A 23,642-nucleotide genomic window follows, 5' to 3' on the forward strand; every position below is an offset into this window, starting at 1 on the left:
GGGCGCTGTCTGGCGATATTTCTGTTTTGCATGGCCGGGCCGCTGGCGGCGCTTGAATTGGCCTTACCACCCAACGCACAGGCAACAGCGTCGCGCGACCGGGCACTGGCGCAAGAGGCGGTGCCCGACGGCCCTTACGTCGATGGCAACCTGTCCACGCGCCTGTTCGAGGGGCCGATCACCCACCGCGCCTATCGCATCCCGTCCTCTGGCCTCACGCCGCTGCAAATCCTTGCGCCACTACGCGCGCAACTGGACGATGCGGGCTATAAGGTGCTGCTTGATTGCGACGATGATCGTTGCGGCGGCTTCGATTTTCGCTTTGCGATCAATGTGCTGCCCGCGCCCAATATGTATGTGAACATCCGCGACTACCATTTCCTGAGCGCCGAAACGCCCGATGGCAAAACGGCCGTGGCCCTGCTGGCCAGCGCCGCCGCCGGGTCAGGATATCTGCAGGTGATACAGGTGGGCACAGCCCAAGTGGTGGTGCCGGATGTGGCGCCAAGCGCCCCGGTCGCAGCACCATCCCCGCCCACCGGTGATCTGGCCGCGCGGCTGCTGCGCGACGGTCACGCCGTGCTGCAAACGCTGGATTTTGCGGTGGGGTCCACAGCGCTCAGCAGCAGTCAAAGCCCGGAACTGGCCGCGATTGCCGCCATCATGCAGGACCGCCCGGCCCTGCGGATCGCAGTGGTCGGGCACACCGACACGGTCGGCGCGCTCGAGGCCAACATCGCCGTGTCCCGCGCCCGCGCGGCCTCGGTGCGCACGGCGCTGATCAACGGCTACGACGTCGCGCCCGACAGGATCGAAGCGGGCGGTATGGGCTACCTCGCCCCCATCGCCTCGAACCTCAGCCGCGAGGGGCGCGAAGCCAACCGCCGGGTCGAGGTTGTCGTCATCGGCGAGGACGGATAGGCGCACGGGTCCGCGCCTGCGCTGACAGCTGCTCCGGGCGGTGTTAGCATTGGGCGCAGGAAGGGCCAAAACTGTCACGATACTGGCCCTCACGGACATTGGGAGCGCACCGACATGACGGGATTTTCCGGACTTTCCAAAACAAGCAGCCTTTCGGACGTCTTGCAGCGCTTTCCGCGCCATTCGGAACGGTTGCTGCGCCTGTTGGATGTCATCATGTGCGACGACGGCGCGCTGGGCCGGGGCGAGCGCGAGGCCATCGCCGCCTTCGTGTCGCAGCAAACCACGACGCCTTATTGCGTGATCTATCACACCGTCTTTTCTGAGGCGTTTTCCGGCCCGATCGCGGCAACAAACGAGTCGATCCGGCCGCTCCTGACCTATGCCGGGGCCGTGCTTGGCCCGGACAGGGATCGCATCAGCGCGGCGTTTGATGCGGCCCGACATGCGGGCTGGAGCGAGGATGCGCTTCACGAGGTGGTTGAAGTGTGCGGCCTTTTTTCCTTGATCAACACGATTGTGCGCGCCGCCGGGATCGACCCGCCCAAGGCGATCTCGCCACAACCCACCGCGGACGGGCTGGCCCGGGCCTATGCCGCCATGGCGGACGCGATCCCAACCCAAGACACGACGTGAATTGGGGGGCTGGTCGTTCTGTCCGGCACAGGCAGAGGGACGCCCGCTGGTCCTTGGACCCATTGAAAAAGTCCGGGCAAAACCGCGCCCTGAGCCTGCGCGATTTGTGAACAGGTCGTTAATTCGCCTCTGTAAGCTATTGAAATTGTTGGGGTGGCGATGTGTCCCAGCGTGGGACACCATAAAAAATGCCCCGATGTTTGCACACCGGGGCAGGTAACCGACTGATCGGTCTGGGGAGAAATCGTTACCAGTCCGCCGGACCCTTATCGGCGAAAGTGTGAACTAGAAAATCGATGAATGCGCGGACCTTGGGCTGGGTAAACCGGCCCGGAGGATAGACGGCATAGATGCCCTGGGTTTCCATTGGCAGATCAGGGATCGCGTCCACAACCAGCCCTTTTTCCATGGCGTCCGCATAAAGAAAGCTGGGCAGGTAAGCGATGCCAAGCCCCGAGATGGCGGCATTCAGCAGGGATTGCCCGTCATTGACACTCAGCCAGCCCGCGGTGCGGACCTGACGTTTTTCGCCCGAGGGTGCGGTCAGCTTCCACATATTGCCCGAAGACTGGTTGGAATAATGCAAGAGCTTGTGTTCGTTCAGATCGTCGATCTTTTCCGGTCGACCATACTGTTCGAAATATTTCGGTGCGGCGATCATCCGCTTGGTGGTTTCGGTCAGCTTGCGGGCGCGCAGAGTGCTGTCTTCCAGCTCGCCGATGCGCACGGCCATGTCAAAGCCTTCAGAGATCAGCTCTACATAGCGGTTGTTGAGGACCATATTGACGGTGATGTCGGGAAAGTCGGCGAGGAATTCAGAAAGGCAAGGAGACAGGTGATTGACGCCGAAATCCGTCGCAACCGAGATGCGCAGCAGTCCGGACGGGGCCGATTGCATGGAAGTGACCAGCGAATCCGCTTCGCCTGCGTCGTTCAGAACGCGGCGGGCCCGGTCGTAATAGGCCAGGCCAATTTCCGTGGGCGACACCCGGCGCGTCGTGCGATTGAGTAGACGCGCACCCAGACGGGCCTCAAGCGACGATACGTGTTTCGAGACGGCGGATTTTGAAATCCCCATCTTCTTGGCGGCGTCCGTAAACCCGCCCTGGTCCACGACCATCGCGAATGCTTCCATCTCGGTGAGGCGGTCCATGCCCGTCCCTTTCTGCTCTTTGCTTCGAGGAACAGGTATCGTGCCCAATCAGGGCACAAACAGGGCAGGGATGGGATAATATCGGGGTGATTGTGGAATCGTTCATGGCATGGAAACGACCAAATCGGGCTCAGATGGCGATATCCTGCGACCATTCCTGGAACGTCTGGGCCTCGCGTTCCAGTGGCTCACCCTCTTGTCCGCCAATCAGAAGAAAGCCGTAGCCCGGCGTATTCCAGCGTGCCACATCCAGCCCTTCGGCCGATCCCATGTTCAGCCCTTTTGAGTCCGGACCAGCAGGGATGATGCACAGGGCCACGGGCGTGCCGTCCTCGCGCAGATAAGAAATCTGCACCAGCGGCTTGCCGTTAAAGCCAAGCAGTTGCGCCCGTTTGAAGGTCAGCCCCTCGGCCTGTGGCAGGTTGGCGAGATCAATGCCGATGCTTTCGGACACAGATGCCAATTGCAGGGCGGCCTCTTGCTGGCTTGGGTTGACGTCCGTCAGCGTGGCCGTCGTGTATAGCGTCTGATAGCTGGCCACAAAGCTGACCCAGCCGCGCGGCGCCGGTTCGGGGGTTCCAAAGCCGGTAAAGAGCGCAACAGCGAGACCGGCGGCAAGGCCGGTGCCGAAGGTACCAAAACCCCAGGCCCAGCTGAGCCGCGCATTGGTATTGGCCGGTTCGGGCATCGCAGGGGGGAGTGCGGGCATCGGCGGGGCGTTGGCAAGCAATTCTTCGAACGCGCCGGCAATCGCGGCCATAGGGATTTCCAGCCCGGCCATGCGGTCGGCCAGCGCCTCGTCCGTTTCCAATGCCGCAGAAATCTCCGCCTCAAGCGACGCATCCGCCTCGCCATCGAGGAAGGCGGTGAGTTCTTCGTCGCTGAAATCGCGCACGGTACTCATTGCTGGCCTCCCGCCGGGTCGGCCATCACTGTGTTCAGCTTTTTGCGCGCGCCAGCCAACCGGCTCATCACGGTGCCCACGGGGATCTCCATTATCTCTGCAGCTTCCTTGTAGCTGAACCCCTCCACATAAACGAGCAGGACGGACTGTCGCTGCGCCTCGGGAAGGGCCTTCACATGAGATAACACCTGTCGGGCTAAAATATTCACTTCGGTTCCGGGGGCATTGTCAGCGAGGTCAATTTCCTCGACAGGCATCACCCCGGCCCCGGTCCGGACCTTGCGCGATCGCAGTTCGTTCAGCCAGACCCGTTGGCACATCCGGAACATCCAGCGGTCCAGATGTGTGCCGACTTCGAACTGGTCCGCCTTGTCCAGCGCCCGCAAACAAGTCGTTTGCGCAAGGTCATCCCCCCAGTCACGCCGACCGGTCAGGGCAACCGCATAACGCCAGAGGCGCGGGTATACCTCACCCATGCCATCGCGCACGACAATTTGAGCAGAAGTTGAAATGAATACGATCCCGTTGCGCTAAGTTCTTCAACACACAATCTTTAACTGGAGTAAATGTACAATGAAACCATTTGTGATCACCCTGAGCGCGACTTTGCTAATGGCAACGTTCGCCCAGGCGCAGGACACGCCCGCCCCGGCGGACGCGCGCGTCTATTTCGTCAACCTTGCCGACGGCGATACCGTACAATCCCCGGTGACGGTTGTGTTTGGCCTTGAGAATATGGGCGTGGCCCCTGCTGGCACCGAAAAGGAAAACACAGGCCACCATCACCTGCTATTGAATCGTCCACCCCTTGGACAAGGCGAAGAAGGGGCGGAAGAGCTGGAATATGGGCTGCCTGCCGATGACAACCACATCCACTTTGGTGGCGGCCAGACACAGGTGACCATCGATCTGCCTGCCGGAGAGCATACGATGCAACTGGTCATGGGTGACCTCAATCACGTCCCCCACGCCACGCCCATCACCAGCGACGTGATCACCGTCACTGTGAAATAGGCAATATAGTGCGTCAGATCCGGTCCAACGAGTCTGGCGCAAAACACACAACAGCATCCGCGCGGCCCATCAGATCAGTATGGGCTGCGCAGTTTTCCCGCCACCGAAGTTGAAAAACCCGCGCAGGCTTACAGCGTGGCGGCCAACCGCGTGCCCTGATCAATCGCGCGTTTGGCGTCGAGTTCTGCCGCCACATCCGCGCCACCGATGATGTGATGCGATATGCCGGCGGCCTCCAGCGCCTCGGCAAGGCTGCGATCGGGCACCTGTCCGGCACACATCACGATATCATCAACCTCGATCAGCGTCGGATTCTCGCGCGCCTCACCAAAGGAGACGTGCAGGCCTGACTCATCGATCCGTTCGTAGTTCACGCCGCCCACAAATTGGACGTCTTTCATGTTGAGTGCGGCGCGGTGGATCCAGCCGGTGGTCTTGCCCAGCCGCTTGCCATGTTTCTCGGCCTTGCGTTGCAGCAGGGTGACGGCGCGCGCAGGCGCTTCGGGCTTTGGCCCGTCCGGGGCCAGACCGCCCCGGTTTACGGCCGGGTCGCTGACACCCCATTCGACCATCCATTCGGGCAGGTTCTCGGTCGGGCTGTCGCCTTCGTGCACAAGGAACTCGGACACATCAAACCCGATGCCGCCCGCGCCGACCACGGCCACACGTTTGCCCGGCGTTTTGCGCTTTTTCAGCACGTCGATATAGGAATGCACATTGGCCCCGTCCTGCCCCGGAATGCCCGGATCACGCGGCAGCACGCCGGTGGCGATGATCACGTCGTCAAAGCCACTGAGGGTGTCCACGCTCGCTTCGGTGTTCAGGCGCACGTCGATGCCCACTTCGGCCACCATGGTACGATACCAGTCGACCAGTCCCCAGAACTCTTCCTTGCCCGGCACTTGCTTGGCCATGTTGAGTTGCCCGCCGATCTCGTCGGCTCGGTCAAACAGGGTGACCTTGTGCCCACGTTCGGCAGCGGTCATCGCTGCGGACAGACCGGCAGGGCCTGCGCCAACCACGGCAACGTTTTTGGGCGCGTCGGCAGGCGTAATCACCAGTTCGGTTTCCGCACAGGCACGCGGGTTCACAAGGCACGAACTCAGCTTGCCCGAGAATGTGTGATCGAGGCACGCCTGATTGCACGCGATGCAGGGCGCGATCTGGGCCGCCTTGCCCGCCATCGCTTTGGCCACGAAATGCGCATCGGCCAGCATCGGTCGCGCCATCGACACCATGTCCGCACAGCCCGTGGCCAGCACATCCTCGGCCACCTCGGGCGTGTTGATCCGGTTCGATGTGATGACCGGGATCGACACCTGCCCCATCAACTTTTTCGTCACCCATGCAAAAGCGGCGCGGGGCACCGAGGTCGCGATGGTTGGAATGCGCGCCTCGTGCCAGCCGATGCCGGTGTTGATGATGGTCGCACCAGCCTTTTCGATCTCGCGGGCGAGTTGCACCACCTCGTCAAAAGTCGAGCCGTTGGGCACAAGGTCGATCATCGACAGGCGGTAGATGATGATGAAATCGGTGCCCACGGCCTCGCGCGTGCGGCGCACAACCTCGATGGGCAGACGCATCCGGTTCTCGTAAGTCCCGCCCCAGCGGTCGGTGCGCTTGTTGGTGTGGGTGACGAGGAACTGGTTGAGGAAGTACCCCTCGCTGCCCATGATCTCGACCCCGTCATAACCCGCTTGTTTGGCGCGCGCGGCAGTGGCCACGATGTCACTGATCTGTTTCTCGATACCCTCTTCGTCCAGCTCTGCCGGAGGGAAGGGCGAGATCGGAGACTTCACAGGCGAGGGCGCAACGCATTTCGGCCCATAAGCGTAGCGCCCCGCATGCAGGATCTGCATCGCGATCTTGCCGCCCGCGGCGTGGACCCGGCTGGTCACGATCGCATGGTTCTCGACATCCTGATCCGTGGTCATCATCGCCGCACCGGGCAGCACGGAGCCTTCAAGGTTGGGCCCGATCCCGCCGGTCACCATCAGCCCCACTTCGCCCCGCGCGCGTTCGGCATAGAATTCGGCCACGCGGTTCCAGTCCTTCGTTTCCTCGAGACCGGTGTGCATCGACCCCATCAGCACGCGGTTTTTCAGCGTGGTAAAGCCAAGGTCAAGAGGGGCGAGCAGATGTGGGTACGCGGTCATGTTATCCTCCCGAACGCATTTGGTCTTGGTGTCATGTATAAGGTGCGCGATGTCACGTGCAACGCGGCGTCATGGGGACAGGCGAGATGGTAGACGTGAGGCGGATGGGCGCTGGCGAGGCAGAGGCCTTGGGTCGGGTGATGTGGGACGCGATCCACAACGGGCCCAGCCTGTATACGCAGGCCCAGCGGAACGCGTGGCTGCTCGCCCCTCCGCAAGGCAAGGCGTGGGAGGACAAACTAACAGGGCCAGAGGTCTGGGTGGCGCAAGACGGGGCGCTTCTGGTCGGTTTTGTGACGCTCGGCGAAGGTGGCTATGTCGATCTGGCCTTTGTCGCCGCTGATGCACAGGGGCAGGGCGTGTTCTCCGCCCTTTTGGCGGTGCTGGAAACCTACGCTCTCGCGCAATCCTGCCCGCGCCTCTGGACCCATGCCAGCCTGATGGCCGAGGGCGCTTTCGCCGCGCGCGGCTTTCATGTTATCGCCCGTGAAACGGTCGAACGTGCAGGGCAGATGCTGGCACGCGCCAAGATGGAGAAGGTGCTAACATGACCCCCGAAGACATCGCCAAACTGCCCTATCGCCGCAATGTGGGCGTCATGGTGATCAATGCTGCGGGCGACGTCTGGGTTGGTCAGCGCAATGACCGCTACCGCGATGCCTGGCAAATGCCCCAAGGCGGCATCGACAAGGGCGAAGACGCCCGCGCCGCCGCCCTGCGCGAGTTGGAAGAAGAGACCGGGATCACCCCCGATCTGGTCGACGTGGTCGCCGAATCCGCCGACTGGATTCCCTACGAACTGCCCCACGACCTGATCCCCAAGCTGTGGAACGGCAAATATCGCGGGCAGGAACAGAAATGGTTCCTCTTGCGCTTTACCGGCGCCGACGCACAGGTGAACATCGAGACCGAGGATCCGGAATTTTCGGCCTGGCGCTGGATGCCGCCCGCCGAGTTGCCCGACGCCATCGTGCCGTTCAAACGTGACGTCTATGTTGCGGTGCTCAAGGCCTTTGCCGATCACCTCTAGCGCCCTGCCACCCCCTGTTATTGCATAACAACAGCCCCCATATCAGGTTGGAACACGGTTGAATGGACCTTACTCCGTTCCAGGGTGAAGGAAGGTGAAGTATGCGTTTTTTGGTTCTTGCGTTGATGGTTTTGCCCTTGCCGGCCTTTGCCCTGTCTTGCATGTCCCATGGGGTCAGCGATGCCTATCTTGAGGCGGCCAATGCCGAAGAGGGCTATGTGCCGGTGCTGGGCGAGCTGAGCTTTGATCCCGAGATGCTGCCTAAAGTCGATTGGGAAAAGCAGACCGAAGTGCCACCTACAACCCTGATCCCGGCCACCTTCAAGGGCAAGGCTCTGGGTCCGCGCGGCGTACCGCAGATCTTTGAGACCGATGTCGTGCTTGAGGTGCAGTGCGCAGGTCCGTGGTGTCCGTCGCCCGCGCCGGGCGAAATGCTCGGCTTTTTGCGCAAAACCTCGCACAGCTATGTGCTGCACACGAATGCCTGCGGCGGGTTCCTGTTTGGCAATCCCCAAGAAGAACAGATCACGGAATTGCAGGACTGCCTCGCGGGGCGGCAATGCGAATCCTCGGCTCTGCGCTAGGGGTCGATGATCGGCACATGCGGCGCGAGGCTGCGGTCATAGCCATGCGCGACCCTTGGGTCGTCATCAATCTCGATCTTTTGCATGACGGGGACAAACCCGGATCGCTGATAGAACGAAAGTGCCTGCGGGCTGTCGATGCTGCAGGTGTGGACGTGAAACCGTTCGATCGGCGCGGCAAAGGCGTGTTCCACCGCGCGGTCCATCAGATAGGCCCCCGCCCCTGACCCGATCAGCGCCGGGGTCAGCCCGAAATAGGCCAACTCACAGGCGCCACCTTCGCGAAAATCAAGCTCGAGAAGGGCCTCGGCCCGTCCGTCTTTCATCAAGGTAAAGAGGCGGACGAGCGGATCTTCAAGAATCGCGGCCAAGGCAGCATCAGACAACAACGTGCGCCCGTACCACAGCCAGTCCTCGCCAACCCGGCGAAACAGATCGCGATAGGTGGCGACGTCCGGCTTTAATTCGACGAACTCCAACCCGGCGGGCAAGGATGCGCCCCGGCTCTGCGGTGCACGCATCTCCAGATAAGTGACGACCATCGCCACCTTGCCCGGGGGAACGTCGTGAAACCCGTCACTCAGCATCGCTTCATTGTTCCAAAAATATGCAAATCCAACCGCGCAGCTTGGCTGACCCGCGCCTATTCCAGACCGGCCGCCGCGAATTGTTGTCTCATATCGATTTGCGGGCGTGGGCCGACATGGCTGATCACCTCGGCCGCACACAGGTTGCCCATCCGCCCGCAGGTGGCCAGATCGCGACCCGTTGCGAGGCCATAGATGAACCCGGCGGCAAACTGGTCGCCCGCGCCGGTGGCATCAACAGGGGTGACCGTCTCGACCGGGATGTCATGGCGTTCGCCGCGACCCATGATCGTGACGCCATCGCCCGAGCGGGTGCAGACCATCAGGTCGATCATGCCTGCAGTCTTGGCCATCGCGGCCTCAAGGTCGTCGGTCTCGAACAGGGACATGATCTCGTGCTCGTTGCCGATCACATAGTCAAGCTCGTTGCCGATCATGTCGAGGAAGTCCGCGCGGTGACGGTCTACGCAGAACGGATCGGAAATGGCGATCCCCGCCTTGCCACCCGCAGCGCGGGTCAGGCGCGAGGCCTGACGGAAGGCCTCTTTGCCCTTGTCCTTGTCGAAGAGATACCCTTCGAGAAACATCATCTCGGCGTTTGAGGCAACCGCATCCGGCACGTCCTCGGGACCGAGTTCGGTTGAAATGCCCAGATAGGTATTCAGAGACCGCTCGCCATCCGGCGTGACAAAGATCATGCAGCGCGAGGTGGGCAATTCGCCGCCCGGCACGGGGGCGTTCACGAAGTCGGTGCCGCTGTCCTGCATGGATTGGGCATAGAACTTACCCAGCGTGTCGTCATGCACGCGCCCGATAAAGGCCGTGGGCAGACCCAGCGCGCCGACGCCCGCCACGGTGTTGGCCACCGCGCCACCCGGAGTCTGCAACCGGTCGTCCATCGCACCGTAAAGCACCTCACCCCGGTCCCGTTCGATCAGTTGCATGATCCCTTTTTCGATCCCCATCAGGTCCAGAAAGGAATCGTCGGCATGAGAGATCACATCGACAACGGCATTGCCGATGCCCACCAGCGTGTATTTGGTCATTCAGTTTTATCCTCAAAGGGGCAGAGATCGCGGATGATGCAGGCGCCGCATTTGGGCTTGCGCGCCACGCATGTATACCGGCCGTGCAGGATCATCCAGTGATGGGCGTGCAATTGAAAATCGGCCGGGATGTTGTCTTCGATGGCGCGCTCGACCGCGTCCACGGTCTTGCCCGGCGCGATGCCGGTGCGGTTGCCGAGGCGAAAGATGTGGGTGTCGACGGCCTGCGCGGGATGGGACCACCACATGTTCAGCACCACGTTGGCGGTCTTGCGCCCCACGCCGGGCAGGGACTGCAGGGCGGCGCGGGAGTTGGGGACCTCGCCGCCGTAGTCATCCACCAGGATCTGGCTCAGCTTCATCACGTTCTTGGCCTTCTGGCGGAACAGACCGATGGTCTTGATGTGCTCGGTCAGCCCTTCAAGTCCGAGGTCCAGCATTTTCTGCGGCGTGTCGGCCACCTGGAACAGGGCGCGGGTGGCGTTGTTGACGCCGGCATCGGTGGCCTGCGCGGACAGGGCCACGGCCACGACGAGGGTGTAGACGTTCACGTGCTCCAGCTCGCCCTTGGGTTCGGGGTCGGCGGTCTGGAACCGGGAAAAGATCGCGCGGATCGTGTGGTAATCGAGTTGCTTGGCCATGGGGCGTGGTATGGGGATTTTTGCCCCGCGCGGCAAGAGAGGGCTGCTGCGGCACGTCAAATGAGGTGTCCCACGCTGGGACATGAGGTGGGGTAAGCAATTTCAAGGACTTACAGAGGCGGATTAGTCATTTGTTCATAATTGCCCCGCCAGCCAGCGCGGATACCCCGGCCATATGGCGAATTCTCAAGGCAGGTATATGCCCAGAGCGGGGGTCGTGAAATCCGCCTGTGTTGCCCGAAACGATGGGTAGACACCCGTGTCGTTTGGGCGGGCGTGTCGTGGCTCAGAGAGCGCGCACGCACGCGCGCGATGTATCGGGAGAACCGGCGTGTCTTGGCGTGTCGCGATGCAGCGCCTTCCCGCAGGGCGCGAATGCAGACGTGTGACTGTTTCGCAACCGCTGATCCGCGTTAACATTGTTTCGTAAACAATCATTGCGTCACGCGGTTCAAGTCGTGTACCGATCATAGACTATGGTAAACAAAGGGTTACAATTAATGGGTTATTTCAGAACACTTAGCGCAACCGTTTTGGTTTCTGCCGCAATGGCGACCTCCGGATTTGCAGCAACTCTGCTTGCGGTCAACGACGCGTCGAACACGTTGGTTTCCATCGATACGGACACCAGCGCAGTCACCACAATTGGCGCATTGGGCACCGGCCTCAGCTTTGGCGGTCTTGCCTATGACGGCAATTCGGGCACGCTTTACATGGTTGGCGGGCGCAGCAACAACAGCCTCTATACCGTTGACACCGGGACTGGTGCAGCCACGCTGGTTGGATCGCATGGCATCACGGATATGTTCGGGTTGGCCTTCGACACCACGAACAATGTGCTTTACGGGTCCGTATTCGGCGGAAACACTCCGCTATACACAATCGACACAGCGACCGGTGCAGCGACTGCATCTACACCTGCAATGTCGGCGCGTATCGGTAGCCTTGGCTACAACTCGACAAACGACACATTGTACGGCCTGTCCGCGGGCTCGGGCGATCTGTTTGAAATCGACCGTACATCCGGCGCACAGACCCTGTTGGGGAATGGCGGATTTGTAAACAATGCGGGTCTGGCTGTTGATGATTCCACTGGTATCGTGTTTGCGGCGGATCATTCGGGCAACCTGTTTTCCTATGACCCGAACAACGCCTTCGCGCGGACAACTCTGGCGACGGGTCTTGGCCAATTGACAGGCCTGACCGTTCTGGCCGAAGCGCCACCTGCGGTGCCACTGCCTGCCGGTCTGCCCCTTCTGATTGGTGGCATTGCCGCCTTTGGCTTTATGCGCCGTCGCAAGACCGCCTGATCGCCTTACAGCTTTGAAAAGACGCCCGGAGGTTTGCCTTCGGGCGTTTTTCGTTTGTGCGCCATTGGAGCAGGTACGTGATGGATGTCTGCGGGACCCGCTGCGCGTATGGTGCCGATCCGGGCGCCCCGCCGCCGTTGCGAGGCCAAGGACGGCGCGGCCTCAAGTTTGAGGGATGGCGTGCACAGGACGGCTGTTCGCGCCCATGCCCATCGGGAGCCTTGCGCTCGCCAGTTTTGGGCAGCGAAACGGCCCCTCTGCGCTGAGCGACAGTTCCGTCCGGTTTCGGCCGTGTACGATTTGGGCAATCTTGCCCAATCCCGAAAAGCGAATCTTTCCTAACGTCAATCCATCGACACTTTGACAGGGAAAAGACCAATGACTCATTTCACAAAGAACATTCTTCGCATGATTGCAGCGACATGCATCGTTTCGGTTTCGGCGCTTAGCGCGCCTGCTTTTGCACAAGGTTACGGCAACCCGTTTCCGCCAAATTTGACCTTCCCCGAACCAGTGGCCTTTGAGGGCAAAACCTTCTGGTGCATGCTCACGCATTGTCAGTCTGCCGCCACCTCCACCGTGACAAAGGCCCGCACGCCGCGCGTGCCCAAGGCCGGAGAATGATCATGAAGATGTCTTTCTTTATCGCAGCCGCTCTGATCGCCACAGGCGCAAGCGCAGATACGACAATTGACATGACGACGGCGCTGAAAGGCACAACCGCGCGTCAGATGACCGTGTTTTCCGAGGGCCACATGGCTGGGACGCTGGCCAGCACATATGAGCGTATCGAGGCCGGAGACGGCCATCCGATGACAGGGATGACAGGCACATGCACGGGCCACATGATCGTGCAGCTGCCGGCGGGGTCGGGCGGCGGTCTGTGCGCGTTCAGCAATGACGCGGGCGACCGGATGGTGATCACCTATGATATCACGGGTCTGAACCGCGATGGCGGAGTTTCGGGATCATGGATCGCCCATGGCGGCGGCGGCACGATGGCAGGCGTTCAGGGCGGCGGCAGCTTTGTGAACGGGCCGGACGCGGAGGACGGGACATTTGATCAACAGGTGACAGGGGCCATCACGCTTCCCTGAGCAGAGGTCGCGACCTTTGCGGAGTTGCCGGGACCTTAGGGACCCGGCAATTTTTGTGCTTCGAACAGATGCGGGTCGTCGCCGTCGAACATTGCCCCCACCGTGCGGAAGACCGACAGGGCCTCGGACAGTTCGCGGGTCGAGGACACGCCGACCTTGTCATGCACGGCCTGAATCTGGTTGCGGATGGTTTTTTCTGCCCGGTTCTGGGCTTCGGCGATCCGGGCCGGGGATTGGCCTGCGACCAGGGCGCTGCACACTTCGGCCTCGCGTCCCGTCAAGCCAAAGACATCCTGCAGAAGGCCGGTATTGACCGCTGTTTCGCCCATTGTCCCGACGAATACAGCGTAGAGTTGCCCGCATTCGAAAACGTCCTGCTCGCTTTTTATGTTCGTCATCATCGAGGGGCTGAATGGCGTGATGCACAGCGACACAGGTCCCTCCATAAGGTCCACGCGCAGCCCGCGCGGTTCGCGGTCGCGGTCGGCATCGCGCAGAGCCCTTTGGAAATCAGTGTTGTCATGATCCTCGATCATGGCGATGCGGTTCACAGGCGAGCAGGCAAACAAGGACATGCGATCAATCAGTCGTTGCCCCGCCGCATTTGTCATTTGCAACACACCGCCCGCGTCGATGATGATCAGCGGCAGCGCAATTGCGTCAAGGAACCCCTTGTAGGTTTCGGCCACTTCCTTGGCCATGTAGAGCGCCCGTGCAATCCGTGCACCGCGCACGATATGGGGGGAAAGCAATCTGAGCAGCTTGGTCAGCCCGTCGTAATCAGGCGCGGGCTCTGCATGTTCGATCTCAAAAAAGTTGAGCGTGGCATAGCGGCTGCTGCTGACTGCGAAAATGACGCCCGTCCAGTGGCTGCATCCCATGTGCTTGAGGCCGTTTTTGTAGAGTGCCGAGTTTCGCAATTCCTCGTCTGTCATGACATTGCGGGAGATGCGCGGAGCGCCCGGAGCAGGTGTGTCGTTTCGCGTGATTTGGCGAAATGACTCCGTCATGTCATCGGGCGCCTCGTACCGTCCATCGTCTGTCAGCGTTTCGTAGACGCTTTGCAATGGCTGCGCGACGAAGTTGCCGGGGCTGTAGGCCCCGATGACTTTTGGCCCGTCAAATGTCTGGCACATGCTGAGGAAACCGGGAAAGAGGCCGTGGATACGCCGTTGCAGGCTCGACCATTGGTTCGTCTCAAGCGCGCTGTCATAGACGAGGCCGATCAGGTCGCTGAGATCTTGGTGTGAGAGGGTGTTCATGGATCGCAGTTTTTCCTGATGCCCGCAGCGTAGCGAGGACGCCGTCGTCTTGTCCAGTCTTGAGCCCGTTTGGTGCTGTGGCATCCGCCGCGTGCGCTGATCTCGTGGGCCCGGTACATTTGGCGCAGGAATCGGGTCGCACGAGGGCTGGGCGTGGCATAAGTATGGGGCATGGAACAGTCTGCATATCTCACCCCCGATCAGGGCTATCATTTCAACGTCATGCGCCGTGCCATCGACCTGATCGATGCTGCCGAGGACCCGCTGAGCCTTGATGCGCTGGCGAGTGAGATGGGCATGAGCCCGGCCCATTTTCAGCGCATCTTTTCCCGCTGGGTGGGCGTGTCGCCCAAGCGGTACCAGCAATATCTCGCGCTGGGGCACGCCAAGGCCCTGTTGTCGGAACGTTTCACCACGCTTGAGACCGCCCATGCCTCGGGGCTGAGCGGGTCGGGGCGGCTGCACGATCTGTTCCTGCGCTGGGAGGCGATGAGCCCCGGTGAGTTTGCCAAGGGCGGCGCGGGTCTGACCATCTATTGGGGGTGGTTTGACAGCCCCTTTGGGCTGGCCCTCGTGATGGGCACCGACAAGGGCATCTGCGGCCTCGGCTTTGCCGCCGAGATGGGCGAGGACTGGGCCATGCAGGACCTTGTGCGCCGCTGGCCCCGCGCCGATTTCGTCGAGGACCCGATGCGGCTGCGCCCTTGGGTGCTGGCCGCCTTTGGCGCGGAGGAGGCCGAGTTGAGCCATGCGCCGCTCTACCTGATTGGCGCGCCCTTTCAGATCAAGGTCTGGGAGGCGCTGTTGCGCATTCCAAGCGGCCACGTGACCACCTATTCCGAGATCGCAGGCTCCATCGGCAATCCCCGTGCCGTCCGCGCCGTGGGCACCGCCGTGGGCCGCAACCCGGTCAGCTGGCTGATCCCCTGCCACCGCGCCTTGCGCAAGTCGGGCGGCCTTGGGGGCTATCATTGGGGGCTGCCGGTCAAGCGGGCGCTGCTCGCCTATGAATCGGCGCGCGCCGAGGCCTGAGAGGCCAGCATAGATGCGCATCCGCACCAAATTTGCGTGCGCAAGATGCCGCTTATGTGAAATTCCCCCTATTTTGTGGGAACCTGTCATGCCTATCTTGTGTTCATCATAAGGTGCCCCGCCCGAACGGGGCCCGTTTTCGAAGGCAGTAGGATAGACCAATGATGAAACTTCCCTTTTCCCTCGCCATGGGCGCCGTTCTGGTGCTGGGCGCATGTACCGAACCGGGCGCACTGGGCACAGGCCCGGACAATCCCAACCAAAAGCGCAATCAGGGTGCCATTATTGGCGCGACTTCGGGCGCTGTGCTGGGCGCGCTGATCAAGGATGACAACCGCGGTGACGGAGCCCTTGTCGGCGCCATCGTGGGGGGCGCTGTGGGCGCGGGCATCGGGTACAACCTCGACCAGCAAGAGGCCGAGCTGCGCCGCGATCTGGACAATGGCGTGACCATCACCAACACCGGGGACCGGCTGATCGTGTCCTTCCCCGAGGCGATCCTGTTCGCCACCAACAGCTTTACCGTCCGTCCCGGTCTGAACAACGACATGGCCGCACTGGCCCAGAGCCTGCAGCGCTATCCGCAATCCACGATCCAGATCGTGGGCCACACGGATTCCGATGGCGATGCGGCCTTTAACCAGCAGCTGAGCGAGCGCCGCGCCAATGCGGTCGCCGACGTGCTGCTGAACCAGGGCGTGCCATTCAACCGCGTGCGCACCTTTGGCCGTGGCGAAAGCCAGCCCATCGCGTCGAACTTTACCCCCGAGGGCAAGGCCCAGAACCGGCGGGTCGAGATCGTGATCCTGCCCAACGCCTGAGGCACAAACGATCCTCAAAATGATGCAAAGGCCCGCGATATCCTCGCGGGCCTCTTGCTTTGGTGGGGCAATGCATCATCTTGGCGGGCAAGCATGGGAGAATGATGATGACGACACTGCTGGGCCTGTCCGGATCGCTGCGCAAGGCCGCCACCAACCGCAAGCTGTTGCGCGAAGCCGCCCGCCTATTTGGCCCCTGCACCTATGTCGAAGCTGACTTGCAGATGCCGCTTTATGATGGTGATCTGGAACAGGCCGAAGGGGTGATCCCGCAGGCCGCCACCCTCGCCGAACAGATCGCAACTGCGGATGCGGTGCTGATTTCGACCCCGGAATACAACAAGGGCCCCTCGGGTGTTCTGAAAAACGCGCTCGACTGGATCAGTCGGGCCGAGGGCAATCCCTGGGCGGGCAAGCCGGTTGCGGTCATGTCCTCGGCTGCGGGTCGTGCGGGCGGTGAACGCGCGCAACTGATCCTGCGCACCTACATGGTGCCCTTTCGCCCCCGTCTGCTGATGGGGCCAGAGGTGCATCTGGCCGCCGCACAAAACCAGTTTGACGAAGACGGGCACCTGACGGGCGAGATGTATATCAAGGACCTTACGGCACTGATGGAGAACTTGCGCGCCGAGATCAGCCGCTGAGCGTGCTGACCTCGATCAGGTTGCCGTCCGGGTCGCGCAGATAAAGCGATGTGATTGGCCCCTGCGCGCCAGAGCGGGGCACGGGGCCGTCCTCGATTGCAACACCTTGGGCGCTCAGATACGCCTGCCAGATGTCCAGCGCGGTGTCGGTGAGAAAGCACAGGTCTGCACTGCCGGGCACTGGGGTTTGCGCCTTGGGCTCGAACTCCGCCCCGGCCGCATGCAGGTTGATCTTGGAAGCGCCAAAGATAAGCGCGTGCCGCGTGCTGCCATCCGCCACCTGAAAGGGCGTGTGTGTCATGCCAAGCACTTGGGTGTAGAACGCAATCGTTGTGTCGATATCCGCCACGGTCAGGACAAGATGATCGAGGCTGGTCACTTTGGGCTGTTCCACGCGGTGTCCTTTGCGCATGATCCGACCTATGCAGGATGACCTTTCCCTCACGGCGCGTCAAAGCGATGTGCTGGACCCCGCCCGCGCGCGGGCGATGCAAGTGGCGTTGGGCCAAGCCGCGACGCTGGGGCCGGGCGATGCGTTGCCGCCGTTTTTCCATCAGCTTTATTTCTGGACGCCGGTGCCTGCTGAGGGTCTGGGCCGGGATGGGCATCCCCGCGTCGGCGGGCTGATCCCCGATATGGGGCTGCCGCGCCGGATGTGGGCCGGGGGGCGGTTGCGGTTTGATACGTCTCTGCGCCTTGGGTTCGAGGCTGAGCGGGTTTCGGTCTGCGAGGCCGCGACCCGTAAGGAGGGGCGCACCGGGCCGTTGGGTTTTGTCACACTGCGCCATGAGGTCTGGCAGCACGGTGCGCTGTGTCTGACGGAGTGGCAGGATCTGGTTTATCGCGCGGATATGGGCGCGGACGCGCCCCGCCCGGTGCCGCCTGTTGCTGAGAGTGATGAAGAGGTGGCGCAGGTCGTGCAATTCGATGCGACGCTGCTGTTTCGCTATTCCGCGCTGACCTTTAACGGGCACCGCATTCACTATGATCAGCCTTATGCGCGCGCGGTTGAGGGCTATGACGGGTTGGTAGTGCATGGTCCGTTGCTGGCGCAGCATCTGATGCTGATGGCCGAAGCTGCGCTGGGGCCGTTGACCGCGTTTTCGTTCCGCGCCACAGCCCCCTTGATGCATCACGAGGCGGCCACGCTGTGCCGCAGGGGGCGGGAGTTGTGGGTGCGCGGCCCTGATGGGCGGATGTGCATGAGCGCTCGCGCCTAGAGCGAGTCGGCGACGTCAAAGCCCGGTGGGATGGTGTTGTGTCCCTCAAGGATCAGGTCGGCCATCACGTAGGCGACCTTGGGGGCCATGCCAAAGCCGATCTTGAACCCGCCATTTGCGATGAAATGCCCCGGGCGGTCGGGCCATGCACCGAGCATTGGTGCGCGGCTGCGGCTGCGCGGGCGCAGGCCGGCCCATCTTGCGATCACTTGGGCATCACGCAGGGCAGGCACGGCGGCGCGGGCGCGGGTGATGATGTCGTCGAGTTGCGCGTCGGTGGTGGTTGGGTCGTCGTAGTCCCGCTCGGTCGTGGAGCCGATGGCGGTGGTCCCGTCCGCGTGCGGGATGATGTGCAGCGTGTCGGCAAAGAGTTGCGGGGCGTCCGGGGCGGAGATGTCGAGCAGGGCGGCTTGCCCTTTGATCCCGGTGCCGATGAGGCGAGGGTGCTGCGCGTTGAGCGCCTCAAGCCCCGCGACGCCGGTGGCGTGGATGGTGATGGCGGTTTCGGGTGCGTCGGCCTGCACTGTGACGCCTTGGGTGGCCAGCGCGGCGGCGAGCGCTGTGCAGGCCTGCCTTGGGTGGATGCGGGCGCTGAGCGTGTCGTGGATTTCGAAGCCTGTGGGGCTGTGTGCGGCCCAGTCTGTGTTTTGGGTGGGCCGAACGGTCCATGTGGCGGCGTCGCGCCAGAGCGTTTTGGCCGTCTCGGCGCGCGCATGGGCGAGCGTGAGTGCGGCGTCATCCGCGATGGGTTGCAGACGGCCGGTGCGGGCATAGCCCGGCGATTGGCCTCCGGCCGCTTCGACCTCGTCCCAGAAGCTCTGCGCCATCAGGAGGCTTTCCAGTTGGAACTGCTTTTTGGGGTTCCAGTTTTCCGGCACATGCGGGGCGAGCGCGCCGACGATGCCGCCCGAGGCTCCGGCCGCCAGCCCGTGCGGGTCGATCAGCTGGACCGGCGCGCCGCGCCGGGTCAGCACCCACGCGATGGAGAGGCCGAAAATGCCCGCGCCGCGCACTGTGATCTTGTCCGTTGCCAAGGGTGGGCCCTTCCGCCAATGTCGCCTCATTCAGGCGCACTTCTTACAGGGACAGGCGATGCGGGACCAGCGGGCAGAACTGGAATGGCGCGAGGGTGCGGTCCCTGTTTCGTTACGCTTTGACGATCCCTATTTCAGCCTCGACAACGGGCTGGCCGAAACGCGGCATGTGTTTCTGGACGGCAATGACCTGCCGGTGCGGTTTTGTGACGGGTTTCATGTGGCCGAGTTGGGGTTCGGGACAGGGCTGAACTTTCTGACCACATGGGCAGCGTGGCGGGTGGCAGGTGTACCGGGGCGGTTTCATTTCACCAGTTTCGAGGCCTATCCGATGGAGCGCGGCGACATGGCGGTGGCACTTGCGGCCTTTCCCGAACTGGCGGAGCTGGCTGAGGCCTTGGTGGTGGGCCTTGATGATGATGGCTGTGCCGCGTTCGATGATGCGACCCTGCGCGTGATTGCGGGGGATGCGCGAGAGGCTTTGCCCGCATGGGACGGACAGGCGGATGCGTGGTATCTGGACGGGTTTTCCCCGGCCAAGAACCCCGAGATGTGGGGCGAGGCGTTGATGGCCGAGGTTGCGCGCCATACGGCACCAGATGGCACAGCGGCGACCTACACGGCGGCGGGGTTTGTGCGCCGGGGCCTTGAGGCGGCGGGGTTCGCGGTGACCCGGGCACCCGGCTTTGGGCGCAAGCGTCACATGACCCGCGCGGCCTTGCGATGAGCGCGGGCAACAACACGCGCCTTGGCATTGCGCTGATGATCGCGACCTCGGTTGTGTTTGCCGCACAGGACGGGATCTCGCGCCATCTGGCGGGGGAGTACAACGTCTATATGGTCGTGATGATCCGCTATTGGTTTTTTGCGGCCTTTGTCATCACCATCGCGGCGCGCAAGGCCGGGGGGATCATGGCCGCCGCGCGCACGGCGCGCCCGGTGATCCAGATCACGCGGGGGACGCTGCTGGCGGCGGAGATTTGCGTGATGGTGACCGGGTTCACCATTCTGGGTCTGGTGGAAAGCCATGCGGTCTTTGCCGCCTATCCGCTGCTGGTGGCGGCCCTGTCCGGGCCCATTCTGGGCGAACGGGTGGGTTGGCGGCGCTGGGCGGCGATCGGGGTTGGATTTGTCGGCGTGCTGTTCATCCTGAAACCGGGCTTGGGCGTGTTCAACCCGGCGGCCATTATCCCGCTGATCGCGGCGGTGATGTTTGCAACCTATGGCCTGCTCACCCGTTACGTGGCGCGGGATGACACCACCGCCACCAGCTTTTTCTGGACGGGCACCACGGGGGCGGTGATGATGACCGCCGTGGGTCTGTGGTTTTGGGAGCCGATGACCGGGCGCGACTGGCTGCTGATGGGGGCCTTGTGCCTGACGGGTTCGCTGGGCCACTGGCTGCTGATCCGCTGTTACGAGGTGGCCGAGGCGAGTGCGGTGCAGCCGTTTGCGTATTTCCAGATGGTGTTTGCCGCGAGCGTCGGCATCCTGATCTTTGGCGAGGCATTGCAGATCAATGTGCTGATTGGCGCGGGCATCGTCGTGGCGGCGGGCCTATTCACCCTGTGGCGCGAACGGCAGCAGGGTTGAGCCGATGAGTTCTTCGCTGAACGGGATCGGCAGCGCCTCTTTGCCCAGCCGCGCGCGGTAGATCGGCAGGCTTTCGGCGACCCGCATCACGTAGTTTTGGGTTTCGCGAAAGGGGATGTGTTCGATCCAGTCGATCATGTCGAAATCCTGCGCCCCCTCGCGCGGATCGCCAAACAGCCCCATCCAGCGGATCGGGCGGCTGGGGCCTGCGTTATAGGCTGCTGACATCAGCACTACGTTGCCGTCAAAGCGACCGGCAAGCTGGCTGAGGAAGGTCGCGCCAAGTTCGGCATTGTAGACCGGATCGGCGGTCAGGCGGTCGGTTGTATGTTCGGCGCTGCGCCCGAGCGAGGCGGCGACCTCTTTGGCGGTGGCGGGCATGATCTGCATGAGGCCGCGCGCGCCGACGCCGGATTGCACCACCGGGTCAAATTCGCTTTCGCGCCGGGCAATGGCGAGGTTCATTTCGGCGGCCATGGGCAGGTCGGCCTCGGCCAGCGGGTGCAGGGCGTAATAGGGCGCGTGCAGGGTCAACCCGCGGCGCGCGGCACGTTTGCCGATCATCACGGCCAGATGGGGCTGATCCATGTCGATGGCGGCCTGTCCCAATTGGCCGAGTTGTTCCCGATCAAGGCTGTCGGCGAGGTGGGTCCAGAACCGTTCGGCGACGCTGATCTCGCCCGAGGCCTGCAGCAGCATGCCCGCCTCGAACAGGTCGCGGGCGGCAAGATCGGAGTCGCGCCAGTCGGGGAAGGGTTCGGACCCGTCGAGATAGGGGTCGACCGGCAGGCCGCCGCGTTCAGCAGCGAGGAGGCCATAGAAGGCGGTCTGGTATTGTGCGCCGTCTGTGTAGGCGGCAAGCGCGGCCTCTTCGTTGCCCATCGCCTCGTGGGCGCGCCCGATCCAGTAGCCTGCGCGGCCCCGCGAGATGGGTGACGCGGTGGCATCGCGGTGGGCGGTGAAATGGCCCAGGGCCAGTTCGGGATCGTTCAGCTTGCGCAGGGCGATGTAGCCCGACAGCCATTCCAGATCGGCAAAGTCGGAGCCTTCGACCAAAAAATGCTGGGAGGCGATGGCATAGGCGCGGGCCGCGTCGCCCTCGCGCATTTCGTCGCGGGCCATGGCGCGGCGGCGGTTGCCCCATTTGTCGGGGCGCCCGAGTGCGTCGGCCGAGACCGAGCGTTCAAGCAGCAGCGCCTTGGCCTCGGCCCAGCGTCCCTTGCGGATGCGCCATTCAAAGCGGTCATGGGCGAGGCCTGCATCCTCTTGCAGCGGTTTTGGCACGGCCTCGATCAGCGCATCCACATTGCCCGCGCGTTGTTGCAGGCCGATGCGGGCGCTGGCGAGGGCGACCTGATCTTTGTCGAGCAGATCGAACATATCCTGCGCCTCATCCCGCGCGCGCGCCCAGAGCATCGCGGTTGCGCGGGCCTCGTGATGCGGGGCGAGCAGGTCGCGGTAGAGGGTGATGTAGATGCTGCGGGTCGCATCCCGCATCGGCAGGGTGCGCCAGGCGAGAACGACGCTGGCATGGGCCTCGCCGGTGTTGCCCGCGCCGATCTGTGCGGCGGCATATTCGAGCACACCCAGCGGGGTTTGCGGCGGTTGGTCGGCGTAAAAGGCAAGGATGGCGTCCTGTCCCGCCTCGGCCACAGCCGGTGCGGCGCGGCGGCGCAGCGCGGCCTCGCCCGGCCAGTCGGGGCGACGGTCGAGAAAGGCGGTGATGTCGGCATAAGTGCCCCGCCCGGCGCGCAGGCGATGCCATTCGATCACGTCAACAGCCACCGGGCCGTCCCGTGCGGCCAGCGTCGCTGCGATGTCCCAATCGCCATTGCGCATCGCCTCCATCGCCCAGCCGAGGGGGCGGGGGCGTTCGGCCAGCGCAGCCACAGCTGTCAGGAAAAGCGCGATCAGGGCGGCGGCACATCGGCTCATCTCTTGCAATTCCCTCATCTGCACGGGTAGAGGCACTTAGCTTATCCCGGCATGGTGACGTTTCAACTGAACTTTCCGGGATCAGCGGAAATTCATCCCAGGCCCTCTGCCTGCCACACGTAAAAAAGGAGCGTGAAAATGCTAAAAGGTTCCATACCTGCCCTCGTCACGCCGTTTCGTAACGGCGCTTTGGATCTGGACACGCTCAAGAAGCTGGTCGAGTGGCATATCGAGCAGGGCAGCCATGGGCTGGCCCCTGTCGGCACCACCGGCGAAAGCCCCACGCTGAGCCATGAGGAACATGAGACGGTCATCGAGACGGTTGTGACAACCGTTGCGGGCCGTATCCCGGTGATTGCCGGGGCCGGGTCGAACAATACCGCCGAGGCGATCCGTTTCGTGCAGTTTGCAAAGAAGGTGGGGGCGGATGCGGCCCTTGTCGTGACCCCCTATTACAACAAGCCCACGCAACGCGGGTTAATCGCGCATTACACGGCCCTGCACGAGTGTGCCGAAATTCCGATTGTCATCTACAACATCCCGCCCCGTTCGGTCATCGACATGAGCCCGGCGACGATGGGCGAGCTGGCCAGGATGCCCCGCATCATAGGCGTCAAGGACGCCACCGGCGATCTGGCCCGTGTGTGCGACCAGCGCATCTCATGTGGTCGGGATTTCATCCAGCTGTCCGGTGAGGATGCGACGGCCCATGGGTTCAATGCCCAGGGTGGGACGGGCTGCATCACGGTGACGGGCAACGTCGCCCCGGGCTTGCTCAGCCGCATGCAAGAGGCCTGTCTGGCAGGCGACTACGCCACGGCGCTGGAGATTCAGGACAAGGTGATGCCGTTGCACAAGGCGGTCTTTACCGAGCCGGGTCTGGCGGGTGTGAAATACGCGATGTCCCGTCTGGATCTGTGTTCGGACGAGGTGCGTTTGCCGCTGACGACCCTGACGGATGAGACCAAGGCGCTGGTGGATGACGGGTTGCGGCACGCAGGTTTGCTGAACTGAGCGGTGGT

Annotated in this window: 26 protein-coding genes; 15 read left to right on the forward strand and 11 right to left on the reverse strand. The window is 62.8% G+C overall.

All coding sequences use genetic code 11. From position 1 onward, the window contains the following. The first annotated feature begins 30 nt into the window (after positions 1-30). Positions 31-921: an OmpA family protein gene (locus Q1A89_RS00810; RefSeq protein WP_299722344.1), complete on the forward strand. Its 891-nt coding sequence runs from the start codon at positions 31-33 to the stop codon at positions 919-921. 114 nt (positions 922-1,035) lie between these two features. Continuing rightward, positions 1,036-1,557: a hypothetical protein gene (locus Q1A89_RS00815; protein WP_299722347.1), complete on the forward strand. Its 522-nt coding sequence runs from the start codon at positions 1,036-1,038 to the stop codon at positions 1,555-1,557. Between the two features lie 247 nt (positions 1,558-1,804). Here Q1A89_RS00815 and Q1A89_RS00820 read toward each other — a convergent pair whose 3' ends face one another. The 3 genes from Q1A89_RS00820 to Q1A89_RS00830 form a co-directional block, all read right to left on the reverse strand. Further along, the gene (locus Q1A89_RS00820) at positions 1,805-2,710 is read right to left on the reverse strand and encodes a LysR family transcriptional regulator (protein WP_299722350.1); all 906 of its coding nucleotides are present in this window, start codon (positions 2,708-2,710) and stop codon (positions 1,805-1,807) included. A gap of 130 nt (positions 2,711-2,840) precedes the next feature. Continuing rightward, complete coding sequence (locus tag Q1A89_RS00825) at positions 2,841-3,614, reverse strand: hypothetical protein (protein ID WP_299722352.1); 774 nt, start codon at positions 3,612-3,614, stop codon at positions 2,841-2,843. Continuing rightward, positions 3,611-4,090 carry an RNA polymerase sigma factor gene (locus Q1A89_RS00830; protein WP_299722354.1) on the reverse strand — a complete coding sequence of 160 codons (480 nt, stop codon included), beginning with the start codon at positions 4,088-4,090 and terminating at the stop codon, positions 3,611-3,613. Before Q1A89_RS00830 ends, Q1A89_RS00825 begins: the two co-directional genes overlap by 4 nt. A gap of 136 nt (positions 4,091-4,226) precedes the next feature. Between Q1A89_RS00830 and Q1A89_RS00835 the strand changes: the two genes are divergently transcribed. Then, positions 4,227-4,628 carry a DUF4399 domain-containing protein gene (locus Q1A89_RS00835; protein WP_299722356.1) on the forward strand — a complete coding sequence of 134 codons (402 nt, stop codon included), beginning with the start codon at positions 4,227-4,229 and terminating at the stop codon, positions 4,626-4,628. Between the two features lie 128 nt (positions 4,629-4,756). On the opposite strand, the gene Q1A89_RS00840 is transcribed toward Q1A89_RS00835, so the two are convergent. Beyond that, complete coding sequence (locus tag Q1A89_RS00840) at positions 4,757-6,784, reverse strand: NADPH-dependent 2,4-dienoyl-CoA reductase (RefSeq protein WP_299722358.1); 2,028 nt, start codon at positions 6,782-6,784, stop codon at positions 4,757-4,759. A gap of 86 nt (positions 6,785-6,870) precedes the next feature. Between Q1A89_RS00840 and Q1A89_RS00845 the strand changes: the two genes are divergently transcribed. From Q1A89_RS00845 to Q1A89_RS00855, 3 genes are all read left to right on the forward strand, one after another. Then, positions 6,871-7,335, forward strand: coding sequence for a GNAT family N-acetyltransferase (locus tag Q1A89_RS00845; protein ID WP_299722360.1), 465 nt, complete (start codon positions 6,871-6,873; stop codon positions 7,333-7,335). Beyond that, positions 7,332-7,814, forward strand: a complete 483-nt coding sequence (locus Q1A89_RS00850; RefSeq protein WP_299722362.1) for an RNA pyrophosphohydrolase — start codon at positions 7,332-7,334, stop codon at positions 7,812-7,814. Before Q1A89_RS00845 ends, Q1A89_RS00850 begins: the two co-directional genes overlap by 4 nt. 101 nt (positions 7,815-7,915) lie before the next feature. Next, on the forward strand, positions 7,916-8,398 hold the full coding sequence (locus Q1A89_RS00855; RefSeq protein ID WP_299722364.1) for a hypothetical protein: 483 nt from the start codon (positions 7,916-7,918) through the stop codon (positions 8,396-8,398). Here the strand turns inward: Q1A89_RS00855 and Q1A89_RS00860 are convergent. The 3 genes from Q1A89_RS00860 to nth are packed head-to-tail and all read right to left on the reverse strand — an operon-like array spanning position 8,395 to position 10,672. Next, entirely contained in the window at positions 8,395-8,985 is a 591-nt protein-coding gene (locus tag Q1A89_RS00860; RefSeq protein ID WP_299722366.1) for a GNAT family N-acetyltransferase, read from the reverse strand. The genes Q1A89_RS00855 and Q1A89_RS00860 overlap by 4 nt on opposite strands. Before the next feature lie 56 nt (positions 8,986-9,041). After that, entirely contained in the window at positions 9,042-10,031 is a 990-nt protein-coding gene (locus Q1A89_RS00865) for an adenosine kinase (RefSeq protein WP_299722368.1), read from the reverse strand. Then, positions 10,028-10,672 carry an endonuclease III gene (gene nth / locus Q1A89_RS00870; RefSeq protein ID WP_299722370.1) on the reverse strand — a complete coding sequence of 215 codons (645 nt, stop codon included), beginning with the start codon at positions 10,670-10,672 and terminating at the stop codon, positions 10,028-10,030. Before nth ends, Q1A89_RS00865 begins: the two co-directional genes overlap by 4 nt. A gap of 548 nt (positions 10,673-11,220) precedes the next feature. Between nth and Q1A89_RS00875 the strand changes: the two genes are divergently transcribed. Next, entirely contained in the window at positions 11,221-11,982 is a 762-nt protein-coding gene (locus Q1A89_RS00875) for a VPLPA-CTERM sorting domain-containing protein (protein ID WP_299722372.1), read from the forward strand. A 626-nt stretch (positions 11,983-12,608) separates the two neighbouring features. Beyond that, complete coding sequence (locus Q1A89_RS00880) at positions 12,609-13,079, forward strand: hypothetical protein (RefSeq protein ID WP_299722374.1); 471 nt, start codon at positions 12,609-12,611, stop codon at positions 13,077-13,079. Between the two features lie 35 nt (positions 13,080-13,114). Here the strand turns inward: Q1A89_RS00880 and Q1A89_RS00885 are convergent, their stop codons facing one another. After that, positions 13,115-14,341 carry a helix-turn-helix transcriptional regulator gene (locus tag Q1A89_RS00885; RefSeq protein ID WP_299722376.1) on the reverse strand — a complete coding sequence of 409 codons (1,227 nt, stop codon included), beginning with the start codon at positions 14,339-14,341 and terminating at the stop codon, positions 13,115-13,117. A gap of 171 nt (positions 14,342-14,512) precedes the next feature. On the opposite strand from Q1A89_RS00885, the gene Q1A89_RS00890 reads away from it, so the two are divergent. The 3 genes from Q1A89_RS00890 (at position 14,513) to Q1A89_RS00900 (ending at position 16,838) form a co-directional block, all read left to right on the forward strand. Next, a complete protein-coding gene (locus tag Q1A89_RS00890) occupies positions 14,513-15,373 on the forward strand; it encodes a bifunctional helix-turn-helix domain-containing protein/methylated-DNA--[protein]-cysteine S-methyltransferase (RefSeq protein ID WP_299722378.1) in 861 nt (286 codons plus the stop codon). A gap of 164 nt (positions 15,374-15,537) precedes the next feature. Beyond that, positions 15,538-16,194: an OmpA family protein gene (locus Q1A89_RS00895; RefSeq protein ID WP_299726012.1), complete on the forward strand. Its 657-nt coding sequence runs from the start codon at positions 15,538-15,540 to the stop codon at positions 16,192-16,194. Between the two features lie 101 nt (positions 16,195-16,295). Continuing rightward, positions 16,296-16,838: an NADPH-dependent FMN reductase gene (locus Q1A89_RS00900; protein ID WP_299722380.1), complete on the forward strand. Its 543-nt coding sequence runs from the start codon at positions 16,296-16,298 to the stop codon at positions 16,836-16,838. Here the strand turns inward: Q1A89_RS00900 and Q1A89_RS00905 are convergent. After that, entirely contained in the window at positions 16,828-17,232 is a 405-nt protein-coding gene (locus tag Q1A89_RS00905) for a VOC family protein (protein ID WP_299722382.1), read from the reverse strand. The genes Q1A89_RS00900 and Q1A89_RS00905 overlap by 11 nt on opposite strands. Positions 17,233-17,260: 28 nt before the next feature. On the opposite strand from Q1A89_RS00905, the gene Q1A89_RS00910 reads away from it, so the two are divergent. Next, a complete protein-coding gene (locus Q1A89_RS00910; protein ID WP_299722384.1) occupies positions 17,261-18,058 on the forward strand; it encodes an acyl dehydratase in 798 nt (265 codons plus the stop codon). Here the strand turns inward: Q1A89_RS00910 and Q1A89_RS00915 are convergent. Continuing rightward, positions 18,055-19,092, reverse strand: coding sequence for an FAD-binding oxidoreductase (locus Q1A89_RS00915; protein WP_299722387.1), 1,038 nt, complete (start codon positions 19,090-19,092; stop codon positions 18,055-18,057). The two genes, Q1A89_RS00910 and Q1A89_RS00915, sit on opposite strands and share 4 nt — an antisense overlap. 58 nt (positions 19,093-19,150) lie before the next feature. Between Q1A89_RS00915 and mnmD the strand changes: the two genes are divergently transcribed. Both mnmD and Q1A89_RS00925 read left to right on the forward strand, forming a co-directional pair. Then, positions 19,151-19,819: a tRNA (5-methylaminomethyl-2-thiouridine)(34)-methyltransferase MnmD gene (mnmD, locus tag Q1A89_RS00920; RefSeq protein ID WP_299722390.1), complete on the forward strand. Its 669-nt coding sequence runs from the start codon at positions 19,151-19,153 to the stop codon at positions 19,817-19,819. Beyond that, positions 19,816-20,685, forward strand: coding sequence for a DMT family transporter (locus Q1A89_RS00925; protein ID WP_299722393.1), 870 nt, complete (start codon positions 19,816-19,818; stop codon positions 20,683-20,685). Before mnmD ends, Q1A89_RS00925 begins: the two co-directional genes overlap by 4 nt. On the opposite strand, the gene Q1A89_RS00930 is transcribed toward Q1A89_RS00925, so the two are convergent. Beyond that, the gene (locus Q1A89_RS00930) at positions 20,650-22,620 is read right to left on the reverse strand and encodes a lytic transglycosylase domain-containing protein (RefSeq protein WP_299722395.1); all 1,971 of its coding nucleotides are present in this window, start codon (positions 22,618-22,620) and stop codon (positions 20,650-20,652) included. The genes Q1A89_RS00925 and Q1A89_RS00930 overlap by 36 nt on opposite strands. A gap of 138 nt (positions 22,621-22,758) precedes the next feature. Between Q1A89_RS00930 and dapA the strand changes: the two genes are divergently transcribed. Continuing rightward, on the forward strand, positions 22,759-23,634 hold the full coding sequence (gene dapA / locus Q1A89_RS00935) for a 4-hydroxy-tetrahydrodipicolinate synthase (RefSeq protein ID WP_299722398.1): 876 nt from the start codon (positions 22,759-22,761) through the stop codon (positions 23,632-23,634). The last annotated feature ends 8 nt before the right edge of the window (positions 23,635-23,642 follow it).

The organism is uncultured Tateyamaria sp. (assembly GCF_947503045.1).
GTDB lineage: Bacteria > Pseudomonadota > Alphaproteobacteria > Rhodobacterales > Rhodobacteraceae > Tateyamaria.